This is a genomic window from Pseudomonas syringae pv. cilantro (assembly GCF_001293775.1).
Lineage (GTDB): Bacteria > Pseudomonadota > Gammaproteobacteria > Pseudomonadales > Pseudomonadaceae > Aquipseudomonas > Aquipseudomonas syringae_P.
On record NZ_LGLN01000064.1, the window covers coordinates 58552 to 78056 of the forward strand.

Annotated in this window: 13 protein-coding genes, 1 tRNA gene and 3 pseudogenes; 5 read left to right on the forward strand and 12 right to left on the reverse strand. The window is 52.1% G+C overall.

Annotated features, from left to right (window positions below; all coding sequences use genetic code 11):
• Positions 1 to 35: 35 nt before the first annotated feature.
• Positions 36 to 1076 (reverse strand): annotated as a pseudogene (locus ABJ99_RS29890) (methyl-accepting chemotaxis protein); the annotation flags it as partial.
• Between the two features lie 347 nt (positions 1077 to 1423).
• On the opposite strand from ABJ99_RS29890, the pseudogene ABJ99_RS29895 reads away from it, so the two are divergent.
• Together ABJ99_RS29895 and ABJ99_RS29900 are read left to right on the forward strand one after the other, a co-directional pair.
• Positions 1424 to 2398, forward strand: a pseudogene (locus ABJ99_RS29895) (cache domain-containing protein); the annotation flags it as partial.
• A 117-nt stretch (positions 2399 to 2515) separates the two neighbouring features.
• Positions 2516 to 3304: a methyl-accepting chemotaxis protein gene (locus ABJ99_RS29900; protein WP_412032785.1), complete on the forward strand. Its 789-nt coding sequence runs from the start codon at positions 2516 to 2518 to the stop codon at positions 3302 to 3304.
• A 255-nt stretch (positions 3305 to 3559) separates the two neighbouring features.
• On the opposite strand, the gene ABJ99_RS14875 is transcribed toward ABJ99_RS29900, so the two are convergent.
• Positions 3560 to 3636: transfer RNA gene (locus tag ABJ99_RS14875), tRNA-Met, on the reverse strand.
• A gap of 115 nt (positions 3637 to 3751) precedes the next feature.
• Positions 3752 to 4873, reverse strand: coding sequence for a J domain-containing protein (locus ABJ99_RS14880; RefSeq protein ID WP_054086443.1), 1122 nt, complete (start codon positions 4871 to 4873; stop codon positions 3752 to 3754).
• 1672 nt (positions 4874 to 6545) lie between these two features.
• Between ABJ99_RS14880 and ABJ99_RS30050 the strand changes: the two genes are divergently transcribed.
• Positions 6546 to 7265 carry a methyl-accepting chemotaxis protein gene (locus tag ABJ99_RS30050; RefSeq protein WP_459426206.1) on the forward strand — a complete coding sequence of 240 codons (720 nt, stop codon included), beginning with the start codon at positions 6546 to 6548 and terminating at the stop codon, positions 7263 to 7265.
• Positions 7266 to 7554: 289 nt separating this feature from the next.
• On the forward strand, positions 7555 to 8454 hold the full coding sequence (locus ABJ99_RS14890; RefSeq protein ID WP_054086549.1) for a glycosyltransferase family 2 protein: 900 nt from the start codon (positions 7555 to 7557) through the stop codon (positions 8452 to 8454).
• 184 nt (positions 8455 to 8638) lie between these two features.
• Here the strand turns inward: ABJ99_RS14890 and ABJ99_RS27215 are convergent.
• From ABJ99_RS27215 to ABJ99_RS28310, 4 genes and pseudogenes are all read right to left on the reverse strand, one after another.
• A pseudogene (locus ABJ99_RS27215) lies at positions 8639 to 8965 on the reverse strand (transposase domain-containing protein); the annotation flags it as partial.
• 130 nt (positions 8966 to 9095) lie between these two features.
• Positions 9096 to 9257, reverse strand: coding sequence for a transposase (locus ABJ99_RS29220; RefSeq protein ID WP_054086550.1), 162 nt, complete (start codon positions 9255 to 9257; stop codon positions 9096 to 9098).
• A gap of 70 nt (positions 9258 to 9327) precedes the next feature.
• Positions 9328 to 11184, reverse strand: coding sequence for a hypothetical protein (locus ABJ99_RS14900; RefSeq protein WP_054086444.1), 1857 nt, complete (start codon positions 11182 to 11184; stop codon positions 9328 to 9330).
• Positions 11150 to 11380 (reverse strand): hypothetical protein, encoded by a 231-nt coding sequence (locus ABJ99_RS28310; protein WP_147461930.1) that lies wholly within the window; start codon positions 11378 to 11380, stop codon positions 11150 to 11152. Before ABJ99_RS28310 ends, ABJ99_RS14900 begins: the two co-directional genes overlap by 35 nt.
• A 622-nt stretch (positions 11381 to 12002) precedes the next feature.
• Here ABJ99_RS28310 and ABJ99_RS14905 point away from each other — a divergent pair.
• On the forward strand, positions 12003 to 14090 hold the full coding sequence (locus ABJ99_RS14905) for a glycosyltransferase (RefSeq protein ID WP_054086551.1): 2088 nt from the start codon (positions 12003 to 12005) through the stop codon (positions 14088 to 14090).
• A 95-nt stretch (positions 14091 to 14185) separates the two neighbouring features.
• Here ABJ99_RS14905 and ABJ99_RS14910 read toward each other — a convergent pair whose 3' ends face one another.
• The 5 genes from ABJ99_RS14910 to ABJ99_RS14930 are packed head-to-tail and all read right to left on the reverse strand — an operon-like array spanning position 14186 to position 19476.
• Positions 14186 to 14596, reverse strand: coding sequence for a GtrA family protein (locus ABJ99_RS14910; protein WP_054086445.1), 411 nt, complete (start codon positions 14594 to 14596; stop codon positions 14186 to 14188).
• A gap of 7 nt (positions 14597 to 14603) precedes the next feature.
• Positions 14604 to 15554, reverse strand: coding sequence for a WxcM-like domain-containing protein (locus ABJ99_RS29625; protein WP_054086446.1), 951 nt, complete (start codon positions 15552 to 15554; stop codon positions 14604 to 14606).
• Positions 15541 to 16491 (reverse strand): glycosyltransferase family 2 protein, encoded by a 951-nt coding sequence (locus ABJ99_RS14920; RefSeq protein WP_054086447.1) that lies wholly within the window; start codon positions 16489 to 16491, stop codon positions 15541 to 15543. Before ABJ99_RS14920 ends, ABJ99_RS29625 begins: the two co-directional genes overlap by 14 nt.
• On the reverse strand, positions 16488 to 17597 hold the full coding sequence (locus ABJ99_RS14925; RefSeq protein WP_054086448.1) for a DegT/DnrJ/EryC1/StrS family aminotransferase: 1110 nt from the start codon (positions 17595 to 17597) through the stop codon (positions 16488 to 16490). The genes ABJ99_RS14920 and ABJ99_RS14925 overlap by 4 nt, the downstream gene beginning before the upstream one ends.
• Before the next feature lie 16 nt (positions 17598 to 17613).
• The gene (locus ABJ99_RS14930; protein ID WP_054086449.1) at positions 17614 to 19476 is read right to left on the reverse strand and encodes a hypothetical protein; all 1863 of its coding nucleotides are present in this window, start codon (positions 19474 to 19476) and stop codon (positions 17614 to 17616) included.
• Positions 19477 to 19505: the final 29 nt, after the last annotated feature.

The following is a 19505-nucleotide window of genomic DNA, read 5'->3' on the forward strand; positions in this document are numbered from 1 at the left end:
TGAATGCCCTGCTGCAGCACACCCAGTTCGTCGCGACGGGTGATTGCCAGGGTCTGGGTCAGGTCGCCGGATGCAATGCGGTCGACCACGGCCATGGTTTCTTTCAACGGGCGGGTGATCTGCCGAGTGATGATCACGGCGGCGATAACGCCGAGGATCATGGCCAGCAGCGTACAGATGATCTGTGTGGTACGGGCCTGTGCGCTTTCCTGGTCGCGACGATCCAGTTGCAGTTGATACATGGCCTCACTGATCTTGACGATGTCCTGGCCTTGCGTGGTCATTTCCTTGCGGGCCTGGGCGATCGTTGCATTGGCAACCTTGAAGTTCTGCAGGGTCGCGCGGTAGGCCTGCAACGAGGTGTCCAGCTGTTTCAACTGCTCGGCCTGAGGACCACTGAAGGTCGCTTTGAGCGTGTCCAGATCCTTGATGGCCGCATCCAGTTTCGCGACTGCCATCTGTTCTGTTTCGGGCGTGACATTGGTGGTGTAGCCACGCACTTCATAGCGCGCGAGCCGCAGGTCGTCTTTGGCCCGGGTGACGATCTCGAACTGCTCGAATCGATTGGCATCGGCCGGGTCCATGTTCTGCACGTCAGCCTGAAGCTGGTCGAACACCGCGAGGCTTTTCACCGCATGCGTGGTCAGCTCGTCGCGTGCCAGGTTGCTGGCCTTGTATCCACTGCGCATGTTGTTCAGCGATTGCTGATAATCAGCGATCACAGCAGACAGCTGCTCGAGCATTTTCACGTTCTCGGGGCTCTTGAACGAGCTCAGCAGCTTTTGCTGGTAAGCCTTGAAGCCATCCAGCGAAACCTGAACGGTTTCTGCGACTTTCTCGTCGCCGTCCGCCACCATGTATTGCAGGCGGGTGACCCGCAGTTTGGTCAACTGTGCATTGAGCGAGGTAATGTCGCTCATCCAGTTACTGCGTTTGATCAAACCACCCATGCTGGTCCAGCCAGTGAGCGCAAGAATGGCAGTAAATACAAGTACCAGACCGAACCCGACGGCCAGCTTCATATTGACGCTGATGTTTGCAAACCAGCTATTCATAAAATTCTCCGGGACAGCCATTTAAAAAGTAAAGCGTTGACAGGCATGGCGTTAAAACCATTGTCAGGGCAGGGGATACAGACGCTATCGGCTGGCACCCACGAAGCTGAAATGAAAAAGCAGATAAATTTTTAAAACGGCTGAAACGGTTGTGCGGACCTATCATTCATTGCAGGTCACCGCTATAAAGAGCTGCCGGATGCATTTGAACAGGCCATCGTTTCATGTGTATGAATCCCGATTGCCGGTTGTGCGATGCAGTAAAAGCCTTACTTCAGAATGAGGTCATTGCCGATAGAGAATGGCGTGCTTGTTTCGTAAGTTGCTTTGGCGTGTGATCTCCTCCATTCCTATTGAGATGTTCCGTAATGACCTTGAAGTTTCGGCATAAAATTCTTCTGGCTGCGTCCGGTGTCGTGGTATTGGCGTTTACGCTGTTCACGCTCTACAACGACTATCTGCAACGCACGACCATTACCCAGAATCTCGAGTCCTCCGTGGCACAAGCGGGCCAGTTGACGGCGAGCAGTGTGCAGAACTGGCTGAGCGGGCGCATTCTGGTGCTGGAAAACCTGGCTCAGGACGTGGCTTATCAGGGTGTCAGCTCCGACCTCGGCGGTCTGGTGTCGCAATCCTCGCTGGTTTCCACGTTCCAGTTCACCTACGTCGGTGACAACAAAGGCGCGTTCACACAACGCCCCGACGTGGCGATGCCGGCGGGCTACGACCCACGTCAGCGGCCCTGGTACAAGTCGACGGTCGAGGCTGGCAAGACCATTTTGAGCGCACCTTATCTGGCGTCCGTCGGGGGGCTGGTGGTGACCATTGCCAGCCCGGTCAAGACCGATGGCCAAGTGTCCGGTGTGGCAGGTGGCGACCTGAGTCTCGACACGCTGGTCAAAATCATCAACTCCGTCGAATTCGGCGGCCTTGGCTATGCGTTTCTGGTCAGTGGTGACGGGCAGATCATCGTCAGCCCTGACAAGGACCAGGTCATGAAAAACCTCAAGGACATCTACCCCGGCCAGATCATCCGCCTGGACGCGCGTTTGCGAGAGGTCACGCTGAACGGTCAGCAACGACTGCTATCGTTTACCCCGATCACGGGCTTGCCATCGGCCGACTGGTACATCGGTCTGTCGATCGACAAAGACAAGGCGTATGCGCCGTTGAGCCAGTTCCGCAGCTCGGCGATCGTGGCTGTGCTGATCGCGGTGGCGGTCATCGCCTTGCTGTTGAGCGTGCTGATTCGCGCGTTGATGCGGCCGCTGACCGACATGGGCCGGGCAATGCGCGACATCGCCCAAGGTGAAGGTGATTTGACCCGTCGCCTGAGCATTCAGGGCAAGGACGAATTCGCTGAGCTGGGTGGCTCATTCAACCAGTTTGTAGAGCGCGTGCATGCGTCCATCGCTGAGGTGTCGTCTGCCACCTTGCAAGTGCATGACCTGTCGCAGCGCGTGGTTAATTCCTCCAATTCCTCGATCGTCGGATTTGACGAGCAGAGCGCGCGCACCAACAGCGTTGCTGCAGCCATCAACGAACTGGGTGCAGCAACGCAGGAGATCGCCCGCAACGCGTCCGACGCTTCGATCCAGGCCAGCGAAGCCCGGACTCAGGCGGAAGATGGCCAGGTTGTGGTCGAGAAAACCATCCGCGCCATGAGCGAGCTTTCAGCCAAGATCAGCGACTCTTGCACGCAAGTCGAACAGCTCAATGCCAGTACCGATAACATCGGGCACATTCTCGACGTCATCAAAAGTATTTCCCAACAAACCAACCTGCTGGCGCTTAACGCAGCAATCGAAGCCGCACGTGCCGGTGAAGCAGGGCGCGGTTTTGCCGTAGTGGCCGATGAAGTACGCAACCTCGCGCACCGTACTCAAGTGTCGGCCGACGAGATTTACCAGATGATCGGCGGTCTGCAAACCGGCTCTCAACATGCTGTGTTGAACATGAACGAAAGTCAGGCGTCTAGCCAGGAAAGTGTCGAAGTTGCCAATCAGGCCGGCAGCCGCTTGCGTGATGTGACGCGCCGGATTGGTGAAATAGATGGCATGAACCAGTCAGTAGCGGCTGCCACCGAAGAGCAAACGGCTGTTGTTGAAACACTCAACATCGATATCAACCAGATCAACACGCTCAACCAGCAGGGCGTGGCCAACCTGAATGAAACACTCAAGGACTGCGCCGCACTCTCACGACAGGCAGGACGTTTGAAACAGCTGGTGGACAGCTTCAAGATCTGACCGTACATCCAGTGACAGAGCCGGATCACGTGCGCTGTGATCCGGTGTTTGCTTCGAGGATGTCAGCCACCAAGGGCGAAGCTATTGCGCTTACAGCACTGTACTTTTGAATGCGTCGGCGGAAGACAAGGCGTTGGCTCGACTCTTTGGAAGCAAGCGCAGTGCGAAAACAGGAAGGCCAGAAACAAGAAAGCCCGCACGAGGCGGGCTTCTTGTTTGATTCAAAACCTTCGTGGAAGGCTCTGAACCGGTACTTGGTGGCTACACAGGGACTTGAACCCCGGACCCCAGCATTATGAATGCTATGCTCTAACCAACTGAGCTATGTAGCCAAGTGGCGCGCATTATTCGCGCTAAGCGGATATGTGTCAAGCGTTGCTGTGAAAAATAATTGCGTGGGATCAACCGGTTAGGCGGAGGCTTTCCTGAAGTCGTCTTTTTCGGGCTTTATCGGAACAGGGCGTTCAGCAGCTCCTCGTCATCGAAGTCGTCTACCATGTCCAGCATATGGTCCATCTCTCGCTGATCTCTGAGCCAGGCTTTCAGGCTTTTCGGGTGGGTGAGCGCCTGCAGTTCATCCTGTGTTTCATGAAGGTGTTCTCGGATGACCTTAAGCTGCCTGGCACATTTTGCGTTGACTGTTTTGGGCCTGATGTCTTCGTAGGGATCCATCAGAAAGCGTTCCCGGATCATCATTTTTCGATCATGGATCTCGTCTTCCAGTTCTCTGAGTTGCTCGCTCAGGATCCGGTTGAAGTGCTTGAGGCGTTTGTCGGAAATGGTGTCGATGTGCGTCTGGTCGATTTGCTCGATCTCCATTTGCATCTGTAGCAGCGCCAGCAGGTTGTCATTTTCATAAGCTTCGTTAACACGTTGCATGAGCTCGGTTTTGCGGTCGCGCTCATCGGCATCCTGCTCTCGGTCGGGGTGCAGTGCACTGACCAGCTTGCGGTAGATTTCACGTAATGACTGGCTGCCCTCTGCCTGTTCCTGCTCGCGACGCAGTTCGCTGGCAGACGGTTTTTTTGGCTTCTGGTTGCTCGTTGCTTGCTCGGTCTGTTCCCTCAACTTCTCTTCAATGTGCGTCGTAATGTCGTCAAGGGAGTCCAGATCGATGTCGTCTCCCAGCTCCACGCCCAGCGTTTCTTCCAGTGACGCTTTAAACAGCTCGTCTTCCCGGCGGCGATCCTCGTCGTAATCGTTGCCGGAATGCTTGAGATAAAGGCGCTTCAGCTCTTCGTCGTGTTCCTCGCCCATCAGCGATATCGTCAGTTCACAGATAATGTCCCGCAGTGTGGCGCGGTCCTTCTTGCCCAGCCGGAACTGATCGCTGGCCTGGTCAAGCAGACGCAGCCTGGTTATCTCGTTCTGAGCCTGCTCTTTGAGCATCGGGACCCATTCTTCAACCCATAACTGTTCGCAGTTAGTTGACGCCTCCAGCCACTGCTGAAGAAGCTTGCGTCGTGTTTCGAGCTTCTCCATCAATGTGTTGAATTTTTTCTGGCCAGTGCTGAGATGAGGCTTGGAGGGTTGCGCAACGATACGTGGCGACGCGGGCGGGGTAGTCATGACTAGACCTCCTGTAAAGGGCGAGATCGCTATGAAGTAATCGGCAAATTTTCTGAAGTTTACTTTTCTCCGGGCTCTTTAAGGGTGAACAATTTGCCGTCTTGAAAAAAGTGCTGGGTGCTTGAGTGGCGGTCCGGTTCTTGCTTGGATGTTTCCAGGGCGTCAAAGGCTGCGCTATTGACCAGGAAACGAGTGGGTTACCGCGCTTTTCGACCCAATCTGAGGCGACACGTATCGCCATTGAAACAAGAACATGGCATTTTGCTGTCAGTGTTTTTCCAAAAAAAAGGCATCGCCTCTGTTTGTTCAGATCCGGCCGGTGTTCACGGGGAGTTGCAGGACATGAACAGTTTTTTGTCGCCGGGCATGCGCCTGATGGGGCGCGTTGGTTTTGCTCGCAAGTTTCAGGTCTTGTTCCTGCTGTTTATTCTGCCGTTGGCGGGTAGTGCCTGGTTTATCACCAAAGACTACCGCAATAAGCTCGAAGTGATCTCGGGCGAGCAGTCAGGTGTGCGGCAACTGCTGGCGCTCGATGACCTGAACGTCGAGCTGTCTGCCCAGCGCGACCATGCAGCCCGCTGGAAGGCTGCCGATATTCTTCGCGAGCCGACACCCGCTGCCAGGGAAGCAATGGCGGCTGTCGATGCTGGCATCCCGCGTATCACCAAGGCATTGCAAGGGGTCAACACGGTACTGATCCAGGAGAGTGCCCCGGCTGACACGATGACCCGCTACAAAGCTTTGCAGGCAGCGGTTACCGGTCTGGATACCGCGTCGTTGCGCACTGTGGGTTGGTGGCCGGACGGCTACGACCGATTCACGACAGTGCTGAATCTGGTGCAGGCGCTGCGTGAGCAGATCGCAATGGACAGCGGTTTGATCCTCGATCCGTGGCTTGAAACCTACATGTTGATGCAGCTCTCCACGCAGCAAGTGCCGGACTTGATCGAGCGCATCGGCCGCTTGTCCAGCGTGGGTCAGACATCCGTCGCTTCGGGTCAGTTCAGCCTGCAAAGCCGTCTGCAGATGCGCGATCTGCGCGGCCGTATCGACGACTCCAAGGAACAGATGAATAAAGCGGCCAGCCTGCTGTTATCCAAACTGCCCGAGCAGCTTCAGCCTTGGGCTGACACGTATGCGGGCGTGAAACAGGTGCTGGAAACCGAGCTGAAAGTCATCGATGACGGTGTGTTCGGCGGCAGTATCAAACTCAAGCCGGAAGAGTTCGAGAAAAGCATCGATACCTTGACCAGCAGCACGTCGGGCCTGCGCAAGCACTCACTCGAATCGCTCAATGGGCGCCTCGATTATTACCATGAGTCCTCGAACATGGAGTTCATCCCGCTGGCCGCGGTGTTTTGCGTGCTGGTAGCAATGGCGATGTACCTGTTTGCCTGCCTGCAATCCTCCATTCGTAACAGCGCACGGGGGATTACCACCCTGGCCGAGTCGCTACGTGACGGCAATCTGTGCGTGGAAGTTGCGGTGCAGGGGCGTGACGAGCTTGCTGCCATCAGCAGGGCGCTGAACGTCGCAGTCGTGCAATTGCGTACCAGCCTGCTGGGCGTCAATCAGGAAACTCTGCGAGTAGGCGATGCAGTGCTGACACTGACGGCGCAATCCAGCGGAACGCTCAACGAGGTCGAAGACCAGCAACAACAGATCAGCCAGATTGCCACGGCAGCAACGGAGCTGGCCGCCACCTCTCAAGGCGTGGCCAGAGCAGGCCTCGGAGAGCGCTCGTCACCCCCGCCATATTGCCGAGCAGAGCAGTCAGGACAGTCAGCGCACCACCGACAGCATTCAGCAACTCAACCAGCGCTTGACCGAAACAGCCGCAGCATTGGGGCGAGTCAGCGAGCAGGGGCAGCAAATTCAGTCGGTGGTGGATGCCATTCGCGGCATCGCCGAACAGACCAACCTGCTGGCCCTCAATGCTGCCATCGAAGCTGCCCGCGCGGGTGAGCAGGGACGCGGATTCGCCGTGGTGGCCGATGAAGTGCGCAGCCTGTCACAACGCACCCAGGCGTCAACCGCGCAGATCGCCGGCACAGTCGACAGCTTGCGCTCGACCGTGACCCAGGCCGTTAACCTGATGGAAGCGGCTTGCGGCCAGGCGGTCAACGATGCGCAATCGGTAACCGGGCTCGGCGTTCGTCTGGGCGAGATCGCCACCGCCGTGCAGGGTGTCGCAGATACATTGGCGCAGATATCGACGGCCGTCGAAGAGCAGGCCTCGACCGCCGATGAAGTCAGCAGCAATATCCAGCAGGTCGATCAGGCTGCCGGGCGCTTGCTGGAAGGTGCGCGGGCGGTCAATCAGGCGGCTAATACGCTGAGCCAGGGCAGCCGGGCGCTGAATGACAATACGGCGCGGTTTCGGTTGGGATGAGGAGGCAATGGCCCTGTGAGACTCAAAAAATGGCGTTATTGAGTCCCACAGGTTGTTCGGTTCTGCACTCGTGACGTGAGGAAGTTGGATAGATGGAAGCGCTTTCAATCATTTGATGACTGACGGGAGTCGAGACAAAGCGTAAAATGCTCCGCTTTTGCAGGCGAAAGGTTTCTTGAGAACACAGCGTACCGAAAAACACAGGGCGGGCGATGCCAGCTCGCTGCGAGGCTGTGGGCCATCGGAGGCTGACGATCTTCCCTCAGGTCGCCCGCACGTTGCCATTTTGATGTGCACCTACAACGGGGCGGCTTACCTTCGTGAGCAGCTTGAATCGTTTGCCGCCCAGACCTTTTCCGACTGGGTTCTCTATGTTTCCGACGATGCGTCTACTGATGACACGCTACGGATCTTGTCTGATTATCAGGTTCTTTGGGGTAACCAGCGACTGGTCATTTTCAATGGCCCCTGCAAAGGTTTCGCGGAAAACTTCATTTCTCTGGTTCAGCGTCCTGAAATAGAAGCCGATTATTTTGCTTTCAGCGATCAGGATGACGTGTGGTTCAGCGACAAGCTGGAGCGCAGCGTCAATCGCCTGGAGCACCTGGACAGCAGCAAGCCTGCGCTTTATTGCTCCAGAACCCGACTGGTCGATGCAGACTTGAAGGTGATTGGGGTATCGCCACTGTTCAGCAAACCGCCGTCCTTCAAGAACGCGTTGGTTCAAAGTCTGGCGGGCGCCAATACCATGTTGATCAATCAGACGGCTCGTGGATTATTGGTCCGGTTGCCTGAGCACTCTCCGCTGATCGCCCATGACTGGTTGACTTATCTGTTGGTGACCGGGTGTGGTGGTGAGGTGTGCTATGACGCCGAGCCCTGTCTCGATTACCGTCAGCACAGCGGCAACCTGATTGGTGCAAACGCCAGCACTCGCGACAGACTGGTGCGGTTTCGCAAAATGCTTTCAGGCCGATTCATCGAGTGGAATGACGCGAACGTGGCGATTCTGAATGAGATGGAGTGTGTGCTTACTGAAGAAAGCAGGAGTGTACTGGCGTATTTTGAAACCGGTCGAAGAGAGGTTTTTTTGAAGCGCGTGTTGACTCTCCGAAAAGCCGGGATCTACCGCCAGACGGTGCAGGGCAATCTAAGTTTGATGTTGGCAGTGTGTTTGGGGCGAGTGTAGCGGGCGACCAAATTTGCGTCGTTTACGCAATGCGTTTGATAATGAATCAGAAGAAAGTATTCGTCAAAGTACCTCCAATGGACGTTTTACGATGCGAGGAGCAGCGTGTGATTAGCCGCAATAATTCATTCGATTTGATGTGAGCGCTCCATAAGCCCCATCTAGCCAAAGATGGGCAGAGCTTTTAGGAGTGCAACTGAGGGGGGCAGTTCCACGGGAGCAGGGCTTCGTAATCTTCAAGCGAAGCCGCCATTGGTAGGCGCTCAAGTGCTTAGCGCAGCTACGCATAGGGCTCTTGGCCGTTCGCTTTAGCTGTCTCGACCAAACTGTAAAATTGAGCACTGGCCACTGCACCTCTGGGCGTATTTCTAAACAACCAGTTCTTCTTCGGAGCAGTGACTGAGGTTGTCTTTTCGATCCAGTTTTTCAGCTGAGCAAGTACGCGGAGGCTTTGCTCGCGACGACCAGTTTTACTGTAGTTGTTGTTGAAACACTTCAGATCACGCTCTAGCCGTGGTAATTGTTTTGTCCACGCTGTCTTGGGGCGGTATTGAGTTATGTTTTCGGTAAGTCTCGTAGACGCTTGAGTGATACATCAGCGTAGTAAGGCAACTGGGTAAATTCTGCAAAAGTCTGGATGTTTATTCATTGAGCACGTCGGCAGCCGTCACCGAGTCGAGCAATTTACCGAAGCTTGCTTCGTCGATCGCTGCCCATGCGGCCAGCCCGTGGATGGATTTTCTAAAGTCGACAGGCTTTGGGTTGAGGTAAAATTTTTCGACTTTGGCGTCGGGTCGCCTCATGAGGTGCTGGCTCCGGATAATAATCGGGAGCACAGCAACATGCTTCAAAGGCTGGTTTGGAATGTGGGGATCATGAGGCGCTCACGGCACAGCGGACCTCGAGCTGCTTTAGTGTGATAGGGATAGAGTTCACGGCCGGGTCAAATCGTAAAAAGCTGTTGAACCCGTTTTTGCTGTGGATTTCGAACGAGAATTCACCACCTCCAGCGGAAAGCTGGCGACCTTCAGAATATGTCTGAGAAAAAGATACCACCCCGGCAGGTAGATAAAAAAGCTGGGCAAGGTCCTGACTTTTCACATCATAAGAACCGTTGACCTGCAACACGTTGCAATTCTTTAGCGCATCATGATTGCCAACATTAATTTCAATCATAGAGTCGACGGCTGTATTCAGGAATACACCCTTGGCACCATTATCAACGATCGTCGTATTGTGGTACGAGGCCTGTCCCTTGTTCTCAGTCAGCCTATACAGAGGCGGTGGGTCATTTGACCAAAGCGGAGTTGGGGGCTTCAAAATCAACTGTGCATAAGATGCGCCAAGGTCCAAGCTTTTGTAATAAACATTTAGCATATTGATTCCAGGATGTAAATCTGGGCACTCAAAAGGTACTCCGCGCGAAACGCCAGAGGTTAGGCATTTTAGGATTACTACCCTCACCTGCTGAGTTGTGCGATAATATTCTGAATGACTCATTACTTTTGAGTTAAATATGAGTATAAACAAGAATAATAGTACGAGTATTGGTATCTCTGGGCGGCCTGCCTCTTTAGGTTTTCTATAAATGATTCGCTCCATTAGAAAAGCAATAAGCCAAGGCCAAAGTAGACATACCCAAAAGAAATGGAATCTAGCGTACCCATAAATAAATATGTCAGTAGCTTTTACAACACTGTCAGGCCTCAAATTTGCCCGGCCGGCAGAAATAATAAATAAATACAATAACACCACACCAAAGATGCACAAATATGCAACTGATGAATTCCAAAGCTTAGAGTAGGCTTGGCTTCTCCTGGCTTCAACTATCGCGCATATTGCCATAACTGCAGATAATATAAAAACAGTGGCGCTTACCGATATTGATAAATCCGGTGTCTGCATTGGAAGTAAAAGTGAGCGCCCTATCTTTCCCAAAAGAAAATACCAGAAATCAGATTCCCAAGGGTAAGCCATTGGTGCGTCAGGTCGATGGGTGCCATGCTGCACCCATATCAAAACCCATAACTGCGCTGTCACCGATAATACGGTTGGCAGCAACATAGCCATGGCGCCAACCCTAAACTTAAATGAGTTTTCTTTTTTTAGTGAAAGTATGAAAATACAAAGCCCGACAAGAATAGAAAGATTTGCGAAAGCGCCACTCGTATAGGTGAATCCAGAAATAATAGATATCACAAAAATAGATAGCGCAGAAAGCCTATAGTCTTGATCAGACAGAACTAAATAAATAATCCATAAACTGCATAGGGCCGGAATTGCTTGGTGAAAGGCCATGTTCTGCCAGCCCCAATAGGAATCAGGCTGAAGCATGAAAACTGTTACTGCGAAGCTCATAGCTCTTACGATTTTACTGCTTGTGCAGATAGACAATAATCGCCATTGAAAGAATAGTATTCCCCCGAGTACCGCTACCATGGATATAGTTTGGTAGGCAACGCTATTGCCGTCTAAGAGCCGGAAAGCCAAAGCATCGAAAATTAATCCTATTGGGTAAAGCGTGTCGTTGGCAGGAGACATAATGTAGTCCCAGTCCATGCGACCCGCACCATCTGAAGCATATTGCCTCATATCGTCCAGAAAAGGAATATCAATTCCGAATCGAAGCCAGGAAATCAGATTCATTAAAAAGCTTATAACGGGCAGAAGGACCAGAAAAAACGCTAGCCCTCGATTAATGGCGGCCGCCGCACTGCTTTGCTGGATCATTTTCTTCCTTTTTGTTGAGTTTTCGGCCGGCAAACTTAACCCATTGCCGCCAGTTTTTCCATCTTATCCACGTCAGATGTTCAGTAAACGACTGAGATACGCCACTGAATACGCGATCTGTTGCAACTGCCGAACCAAATTGATAAGTCTCTTCAGTTCGCGTGCAAAGAAGGCGGTAGCTTAATGAAATGGTCACCCCCAACATCCTGCGAGGGCTACCCTTTCGCAACGTGTTTTGTTTTCGGACGCCATCATCATGACCTTGCCCGTGAACCGCTCTTTGAATGCCCCCCCCCCCCCAGTGTACCTGCGCCGAAGGCTATAAGCGCCGCAAAGCAGATGCCTGTTAGAAACCACCTTCTTTCGATAATGAAGCCTGCAGTACCAAAACCAACCGTCCAAGGCCAAGGTATGGGGTAGAACTGAAATTCAGGTGAGTACCATGTCATGGCTCTGAGTGGTCAGGTAGATGAGTCCGTCGGACTGCCGTCCTAGGTCTTTTTTTGCACCTGCATAAACGTGGCCTGTCTATGCTTGGTCTTGGGCAATATTTGGGGTTGGCGATGGTGAATCTGCCTGTAATACGAGGTGGATGCCTGGAAATCCACAGTGCTCATCTCTCCGAGGTCAGCGTATGTCGGCTTCAATGAGTATGCCTGTGAATATTTAATATAGTGTTGAAGTGATGTCAGAAGCCAAACCGTCACAGACAAGTCGTGTAATATACGAAATGTTGAAAGGAGTGCGAGTGACCGTCTTGCCCTAGGCGCAACGTGGTGTATTCGGAAGAATTTAAAAAATTACGAGGTCAACGAGTCATGCTTAAGCGTCTCCGCCAAGAGAACTCGCTTCAGAGAAAGCAGTCTTCTGCTGTCATAGAAAGGCTGCAGCGAGAGCTGGCCCTGAAGCAACAAGAGCTGGTCAGAAAGGAGGCTGTGTTCGGGGCTGCTTTGATTGAGCGAGATACACACATCCATAATCTGAATCTTACCATTATGGAGCTGCAAGGCTCGACGAGCTGGAAGATAACATCCCCGCTTAGAAAAATAGTGGCTGCCATTCGACGCGCGAGCAGCGGTGAGCAAGCAGCGGTGCAATTGCCCGCTCGTGGCGCGTTGTCGCATACCGCTGAGCCAGAAACGACAGACGTCGTTCACTCAGAACACGTACCGGAGCACGTCGATACCTACACACAATGGGTTGAAGAATTCGACACTATTGACGACATTGATCGTCTTTGCATGTACGAGGAAATGGGGGGCTGGAAAATCAAGCCGCTGCTTTCCATCATCATGCCGGTTTATAATCCGCCTATCGATATGCTGAGAGAAGCCATCGAAAGCATAAAAACCCAAGTCTATTTCAACTGGGAATTGTGTATCGCTGACGACGCATCGACTGATCACCGTGTACGGTTGTTTCTTGAGCAGAGCGCCAAGTCAGATCATCGGATAAAAGTCACCTACCGTGAGCAGAACGGGCATATCTCAAAGGCAAGCAACTCGGCGCTTGATATCGCATCCGGTGAATTTATTGTTCTTATGGACAATGATGACACGCTTCCTGAGCACGCACTGTTTTGGGTCGCCAAGACACTCAATAATCATCCAGATGCAGCGGTTATCTATTCGGATGAGGACAAGATAAACGAACAAGGCGTCAGGTCGGCACCGTACTTCAAAACTGACTGGAATCCGTACCTGTTTCGATCGCATAACATGATCAGCCACTTGGGCGTTTATCGTAAAGAACTTGTCGACCGGGTCGGCCGGTTCCGCGTCGGCATGGAAGGCTCCCAGGATTATGATCTGGCTCTTCGCTGTGTTGAGCAAATTGACGCTACTCAGATTATCCACATCCCTCGTGTACTTTATCATTGGCGCATGCATGCCGGCAGTACTGCAATGTCCACCGATGAAAAGCCTTATGCACAGAATGCCGGGCAAAAGGCACTTGAAGAGCATTTGAAGCGTTCTGGCATAGCCGGGCGTGCAGAGTTGCTTGACTTCGGTATGTACCGCGTACATTACGATCTGCCCACAGAAAAGCCTCTGGTGAGTTTGATTATCCCTACGCGTAATGCTTATGCGTTGGTGAAACAATGCATTGAAAGCATTCGCCACAAGACGCTGTATCCTAATTACGAGATCATTCTGGTTGATAACGGCTCTGATGATCTTCAATCACTTCAGTATTTTGAGATGCTTTCGCGGCTCTCGGGCGTGACGGTCATTCGTGATGATGGTGATTTCAACTACTCGGCACTTAATAACAACGCCGTAGAGCATGCCAAGGGCGAGCTCATCGGGTTGATCAATAACGATATTGAAGTTATCAGCCCAGAGTGGCTGGATGAAATGGTATCGCTGGCACTACAGCCGAACGCCGGTGCAATTGGTGCAAGGTTGTGGTATCCCGATGAGCGGCTACAACATGGCGGCGTCATAATGGGCCCACTGACCCTTGCCGGGCATGCTCATAAAATGCTTCCTAGAGGGCATCATGGTTACTTTGGAAGAGCGTCGTTGATACAGGGAATGTCCGCGGTTACCGCTGCGTGCCTCGTTGTCAAAAAGTCGGTTTTCCAGGAAGTCGGAGGGCTCAATGCCAAAGACTTGAAAATTGCATTCAATGACGTGGATCTGTGCCTGAAAATAATGCAGGCCGGGTATCAGAATATCTGGACTCCTAACGCAGATCTTTATCATCATGAATCTGCTACACGTGGCTATGAAGATACGCCGGAAAAAATAAAGCGTTTCATTAGCGAGGTGGAGTATATGCAGAATAAGTGGAGGGCGATTATCAAGCATGATCCTTACTACAACCCTAACCTCACTTTTTCAGCAGAAGACTTCTCGATGGCTTTTCCTCCGCGAGTAACTGATCTGGCAGGTGGTATGTAGGCTGTAAGGTACGCACTGCTAACGTACACCTGCCGGTATCTGATCGGCAGGTGTGCTGTAGTGATGTCAACTATTTTAGTTGATGGGTTTTAGCTTTATGGGCGCTGGGGTGCTTTGTCTTTCGTGGCGAAGGCAAGCTTTGAGAGAATAAACGTAACAGGAAGTGTTAGGGCGATAGCTGCTAATGGCGCGAGTCTTTCGTCGAGCTGCAGCTTTTCAACCCAACACCAGAGTATGACAAGGCTGAGACAGTATTGAATTGCGTAGATTAATGGAAGCAGCACAACCGAGCGTAAGCCTTGGTGGCTCTTGAATACAAAGAACCGATTCAGAACATAGGCCAATAAGATTCCGGTCGCATAAGATATCGTGTAGCTTACTTTATAAGACAGGAACATCAATAGAACCAAGTAGATGCCATAGGTCAAGGCGGTATTGAAACCGCCTGACATCAGGAATCTGGCAAAGTCTTGCTTCAAGAATTTTGAGACAGCCTGATTCATCATTGAGCCGTTATTCAGCGTTCGCGATCAGGGATTTAAACTCTTCGTAGTTACGAATGTAGTCCCCGGCATCATAGTAGTGCGAAGCGAATACCAGCAGCACGGCATCCTGAGAGTACCGATACTGAATGCCCCAAGTCATTGGAGGCAAATGTATGCCTTGATTCGGTTTGTCGAGAATAAACTCTTCACGATTAACGCCGTCGTCCGCTACAACGTGAACCGAGCCTTTTACTGCAACAAGGAACTGGTGACAGATGCGGTGCGCGTGTTCGCCTCGGGTCTCGGCAGTTGGAACGTCGTAGACGAGAAAGTACCGTTCGGACTTGAAAGGCACGGAGCGTTCAAATTCGCCCGCCGACAAACTGCCGCGAATGTCGGCGACTTCATTCATGGTGTGCAGCGTAACGTTCTTGACGGAGGTAGCGGTTACGCCAGGCGCTTTCTGTTCTGCTCGCGTTTCACTGTTGGCGTTGACAGGTTTGGCGTCCACATAACCAATGATCTTGGCTGGGTTGCCGACAACTATCGCGTTAGGCGGCACTGAGCGTGTCACCACAGCCCCTGCGCCAACCATTGCGTTGATACCGATGGTGATGCCCGGCAGGATGGTGCAGTTCGCGCCCAGAGATGAACCTTTTCTGATGACGGTTCGGGCAAAGGTCTGCGGATAGACTTTGCTACGCGGGAACAGGTCATTGGTAAAGGTGGCATTAGGGCCGATGAATACATCGTCCTCAATGGTAATGCCGTCCCAGACCTGTACGCCGCACTTCAACGTTACCCGATCACCAATGACCACGTCATTTTCGATGAATACGTTGTCACAGACGTTGCATTCGCTACCCAGACGGGCGCCAGGCAAGATATGAGCGAACGCCCATACTCGCGAATCCTTACCGATATTCTCGGACTCGCACAGCGCATGGCTGTGAACAAAGAAATCCTTACCGCTGCTCATGTGTTTCTCCAAATCCCTCGATCCGCATAGGGATGGCCAAGGGTCTATTCTTTGTGTTTTCGTAAGTGCGCCACGCATAGGAACCAACGATGCCTAATCCCAGCAAGTTCAAACAGCCAAGAAACGTGATGGCCAGCATAATCATCGCGTAGCCAGGCACTTCGATTCTACCTTCGAGCTTGGCAATTATTGTAAATACACCAAACAGTGCAGCGAATGTCGAGCCGAACGCGCCGACTCTGGTCAATATCCGAATGGGCATGTCCGTGAAAGAGAACACACTGTCCATCAGGTAATTGACTTTTTTACGCAGCGTCCACGCGGATGTGCCGTGAACTCGCTCCTGTCGGGTATAGGTGACTACTTCGCGGCGGTAGCCCATCCAGAATATCTGTGCGATGAGAGAGCTGTGACGCTCTTCAAGGGTCAGCAAAGTATCCCGAAAAGCTTTGTTGCAGGCGAACATGTCGACGCCGCCTGGCGGTATTTCAGGAATGACATAGCGACGATAAAAGCCCCAGAAAATTTTTGAAGCAGTCCGCGTCGCCCATGGATCCTGGCGGCCTTCACGCACACCGACCACAACATCGATATCGCCGCGCATCAGGACCGTGTTCATTTCCAGAACCAGTTCTGGTGGTTCCTGAAGATCCGCTGCCATTACCGCGAAACGCTCGCCGGTTCCATGCTGGAGACCCGTGCGGATAGCCATGAAGGACCCGAAGTTTCTGGACAGCAGGATCAGCTTGGACTTGAACGATTGCGACGGCAGTTGTTCCCTGAGTATTTCGTAACAGCGATCCGGACTGCCGTCCACAACGAATACGACTTCAAGCTCGTGTCCGAGTTGCTTATCCAGCGCCGTTACGGCAACGAGCAGATCCGGAAGGTTGCTCTCATTGCGATAAACGGGAATGACCAACGTCAGCAAAATCATATCTCCTTGGAAAAATGCGTGGTCACGGCCTCGATGACGCGATCAACTTCTTCGTCGCTCAAACCAGGGAAGCAGGGCAGAGAGATGACGGTATCGCATGTACGCTCGGTAACGTCCAGAGCTACAGACGGCGCGGCTGCATAGGCTGGCTGCTTGTGGTCGGCAATCGGGTAGTGAATATCCGTACTGACCGACTTTTCTTTGAGCGCAGCAGCCAGAGCTGCCCGATCTTTAACGCGAATCACATACAGGTGTGCAACGTAGTCGTCCGACACCGAGGAAGGCAGTTGGATATCCAGCCCGGCAAACGCTTCATTGTAGCGTTTGGCGATCGAGCGACGCTGCTCGTTCCAAGTGTCCAGATGCGGCAACTTGATGCGCAGGATTGCGGCTTGCATCTCGTCGAGCCGGCTGTTGCGGCCGCCTGGTATGGCAACGCGATATTTCTGGTCCCAGCCGTACTGGCGAAGCTGCCGGATACGTGCCGCCAGAGCGTCATCACCGGTAACTACTGCGCCGCCGTCACCGAGAGCGCCCAGGTTTTTAGTCGGGTAGAAGCTGAAGCAGGCGATGGTGCCAAAGCTGCCTGCTTGCTTGCCATTGCGTCGAGCGCCATGGGATTGCGCGCAATCTTCAAGAACCGGAATGCCTGCGGCGGAAGCGATCTGAACGATTTCTTCGATGTTCGCCAGTTGACCGTACAAGTGCGTAACGATGATGGCCGCTGGCTTTTCCTTGGCAATTACTGCTTCCAGAGAGTTTTTGCACAGAGTCAACGTTGCTGGATCGACATCCGCGTACACAGGAGTCGCGCCAACTGCGTGAATAGCGGTGCTGCCGTAGAAGCCGGCGTTGGCCACGGCGACAACACGATCACCCCCCACAACGCCCAGCCCCTTGAGGGCAAGTTCCAGTGCGTCGGAACCGTTCGCCACGCTGATGCAATGTTGTACGCCTACATACGCAGCGAACTCTTCCTCAAACAGCTTTACTTCGTTACCCAAAACGTACCAGTGACTGTCCAGCACGGCCTTCAGCGGGGTGGCGAAGTCAAGTCCAGCGTTAGCTGCTGTTGCTGAGAAAAGAGGAATAATGGACGAGAGCATAATAGCGACCTATAAATTATTGGGTAACATCAAAGTGCGAGCGGCAACGGACTTCAAGATCGTTTATCGTAAGATTTTGACTCTCCGCTACTGGATCGAACCGCATGTCTTTTTCAAAGCCTGTGGGGCTGTTAATAAAGAAATTCACTTGTTGAGGCTCTTTTGAGCCCGCTACCATAGCGGTGGTAGAGTGTAGCTCGTTAAAGCCAGCATCGCCAGGTATCAGATAGAAAAGCTGAGCAATGCCGCCGTCCGTGGATATTAAGGATGCCGAAATATCTAACATGCTGCAGCTCGAGAGGTCGCTATTGACCTTGAAATTTAAGTTAATATCGTTGGCTGCTGATAAGGCAAGCGGCGTAATTTTACCGAGAACTGGATGTGCATTAGTTATTATCAGTGTTTCCAGGTTTTCTGACAATCTGTAGTCTGGTCTTGGCGAATTTGTGCCAAGCGGCAGTGGCATGATATGCATTGATCTTGCAAAAGACGCATTTTTATTGCGGCCATTCTTTATGCCTTCTGCGATATCTTCAAGATCGATTCCAACGCATCTTACAGGGCCTGGCTGTTGAATCTTTTCTATGATGCAATTAAGTCCACTTACACGCTGCGCCATGGTTGACTTGTAAAAACTAGCATTGGCAATGATTGGGGTGTAAACGCATGCTGCCGCCCATAAAATTGTTGTTGAAAACAGCGCTATTTTTGTAATGCGCTTTGCTTTCATCTTATGCTGCAACCAATTGAATATGATGTAAGCAAGCCAAGGCCAAAGCAGTGTGATCCAAAAGAAGTGAAATCTGTAAAAGCCATAAGTAAAAATTTCTAACGGTGCAGTCACTGTTTCCGGTCGAAGATTAGTTCGTCCGGCAGATATAAGAAGGAGGTAGGAGAATACTACTGCGCTGAGGCTAATGAGTATGTATAAAGGCTCCGAAGGTGTAGAAGCTTTTTCTCTCGCAACGATCAGTATGCTTTTGAAAAGTACAATTGCCAGACAGGACAGTGCAAGCAGTGTAACGGCTATCGACCATATAGGATGCTCTAGCGGGAGCATCAAGGAGCGTGCAACTTTCCCAAGCATAAATAGCCAGAAATCAGCTTCCCAAGGAAACGCCATTGGTGCATCAGCACGGTGCGTGCCGTGCTGTACTTCAATGATGACCCACAATTGCGCTGCAGTAGTAATAACTGCAGGCGCTATTAGAGCTAATCCAATATTCAAAACGCGTTTACGCTGCGCTGTATTGGATATAAGCCCGTAAATTACGGATACTGCACACAGTGCCAGGATTGAAAAAGCGCCGCTTATGTAGGAGAGCCCGGCAACGAAGCCCATGCTGGCCGCGGCAAGTATTGCCACCTTTGAATTGAGTGTTGTGCTTGTCGCAAGCATCAGAATCCCAAGTACACATACAAGGGGCAGAGCTTGATGGTAAGCCAGATTTTGCCAGCCCCAATAGGTATCCGGTTGTAGCATCAAAAGCGTAAAGGAAAACGCTACGGCTAGACAGTTTTTATCGGCACAATATCTTTTAAGAAGCTTCCACTGCAAAAGAAGAAGACCTCCTAAGACTGACGTTAGACTCAAGAGCTGATAAGCGACAGTGTTTCCGTCAAGGAATCGGAAAGCAAGAGAATCCAATAGCAGTCCGAACGAATATAGAGTGTCGTTGTGCGGAGTAAAAAGATAAGCTAAATCCAGACGTCCCATTTCATTAGCTTTATACTGACGCCAGTCATCATAAACGGGAATGTCAACCCCATATCTAAGCCACGACCAAATACTGATAAACAGGCTAATGAACGGTAAGATAATGAGCACCCACCTTAGCGCGGTCATTAACTTGTCGGGGTGCCTCTGTACTGCATTCATTGCATACCCTTGCTGTCGATTCTTGATGT

Coding starts and splice junctions, on each gene's coding strand:
- ABJ99_RS14890 (WP_054086549.1), top strand. CDS start 7,555: ATGTGCACCTACAACGGGGCGGCTTACCTTCGTGAGCAGCTTGAATCG.
- ABJ99_RS29625 (WP_054086446.1), bottom strand. CDS start 15,554: ATGAGCAGCGGTAAGGATTTCTTTGTTCACAGCCATGCGCTGTGCGAG.
- ABJ99_RS29220 (WP_054086550.1), bottom strand. CDS start 9,257: ATGAGGCGACCCGACGCCAAAGTCGAAAAATTTTACCTCAACCCAAAG.
- ABJ99_RS14900 (WP_054086444.1), bottom strand. CDS start 11,184: ATGATCCAGCAAAGCAGTGCGGCGGCCGCCATTAATCGAGGGCTAGCG.
- ABJ99_RS14925 (WP_054086448.1), bottom strand. CDS start 17,597: ATGCTCTCGTCCATTATTCCTCTTTTCTCAGCAACAGCAGCTAACGCT.
- ABJ99_RS14905 (WP_054086551.1), top strand. CDS start 12,003: ATGCTTAAGCGTCTCCGCCAAGAGAACTCGCTTCAGAGAAAGCAGTCT.
- ABJ99_RS14880 (WP_054086443.1), bottom strand. CDS start 4,873: ATGACTACCCCGCCCGCGTCGCCACGTATCGTTGCGCAACCCTCCAAG.
- ABJ99_RS14920 (WP_054086447.1), bottom strand. CDS start 16,491: ATGATTTTGCTGACGTTGGTCATTCCCGTTTATCGCAATGAGAGCAAC.
- ABJ99_RS14910 (WP_054086445.1), bottom strand. CDS start 14,596: ATGATGAATCAGGCTGTCTCAAAATTCTTGAAGCAAGACTTTGCCAGA.
- ABJ99_RS14930 (WP_054086449.1), bottom strand. CDS start 19,476: ATGAATGCAGTACAGAGGCACCCCGACAAGTTAATGACCGCGCTAAGG.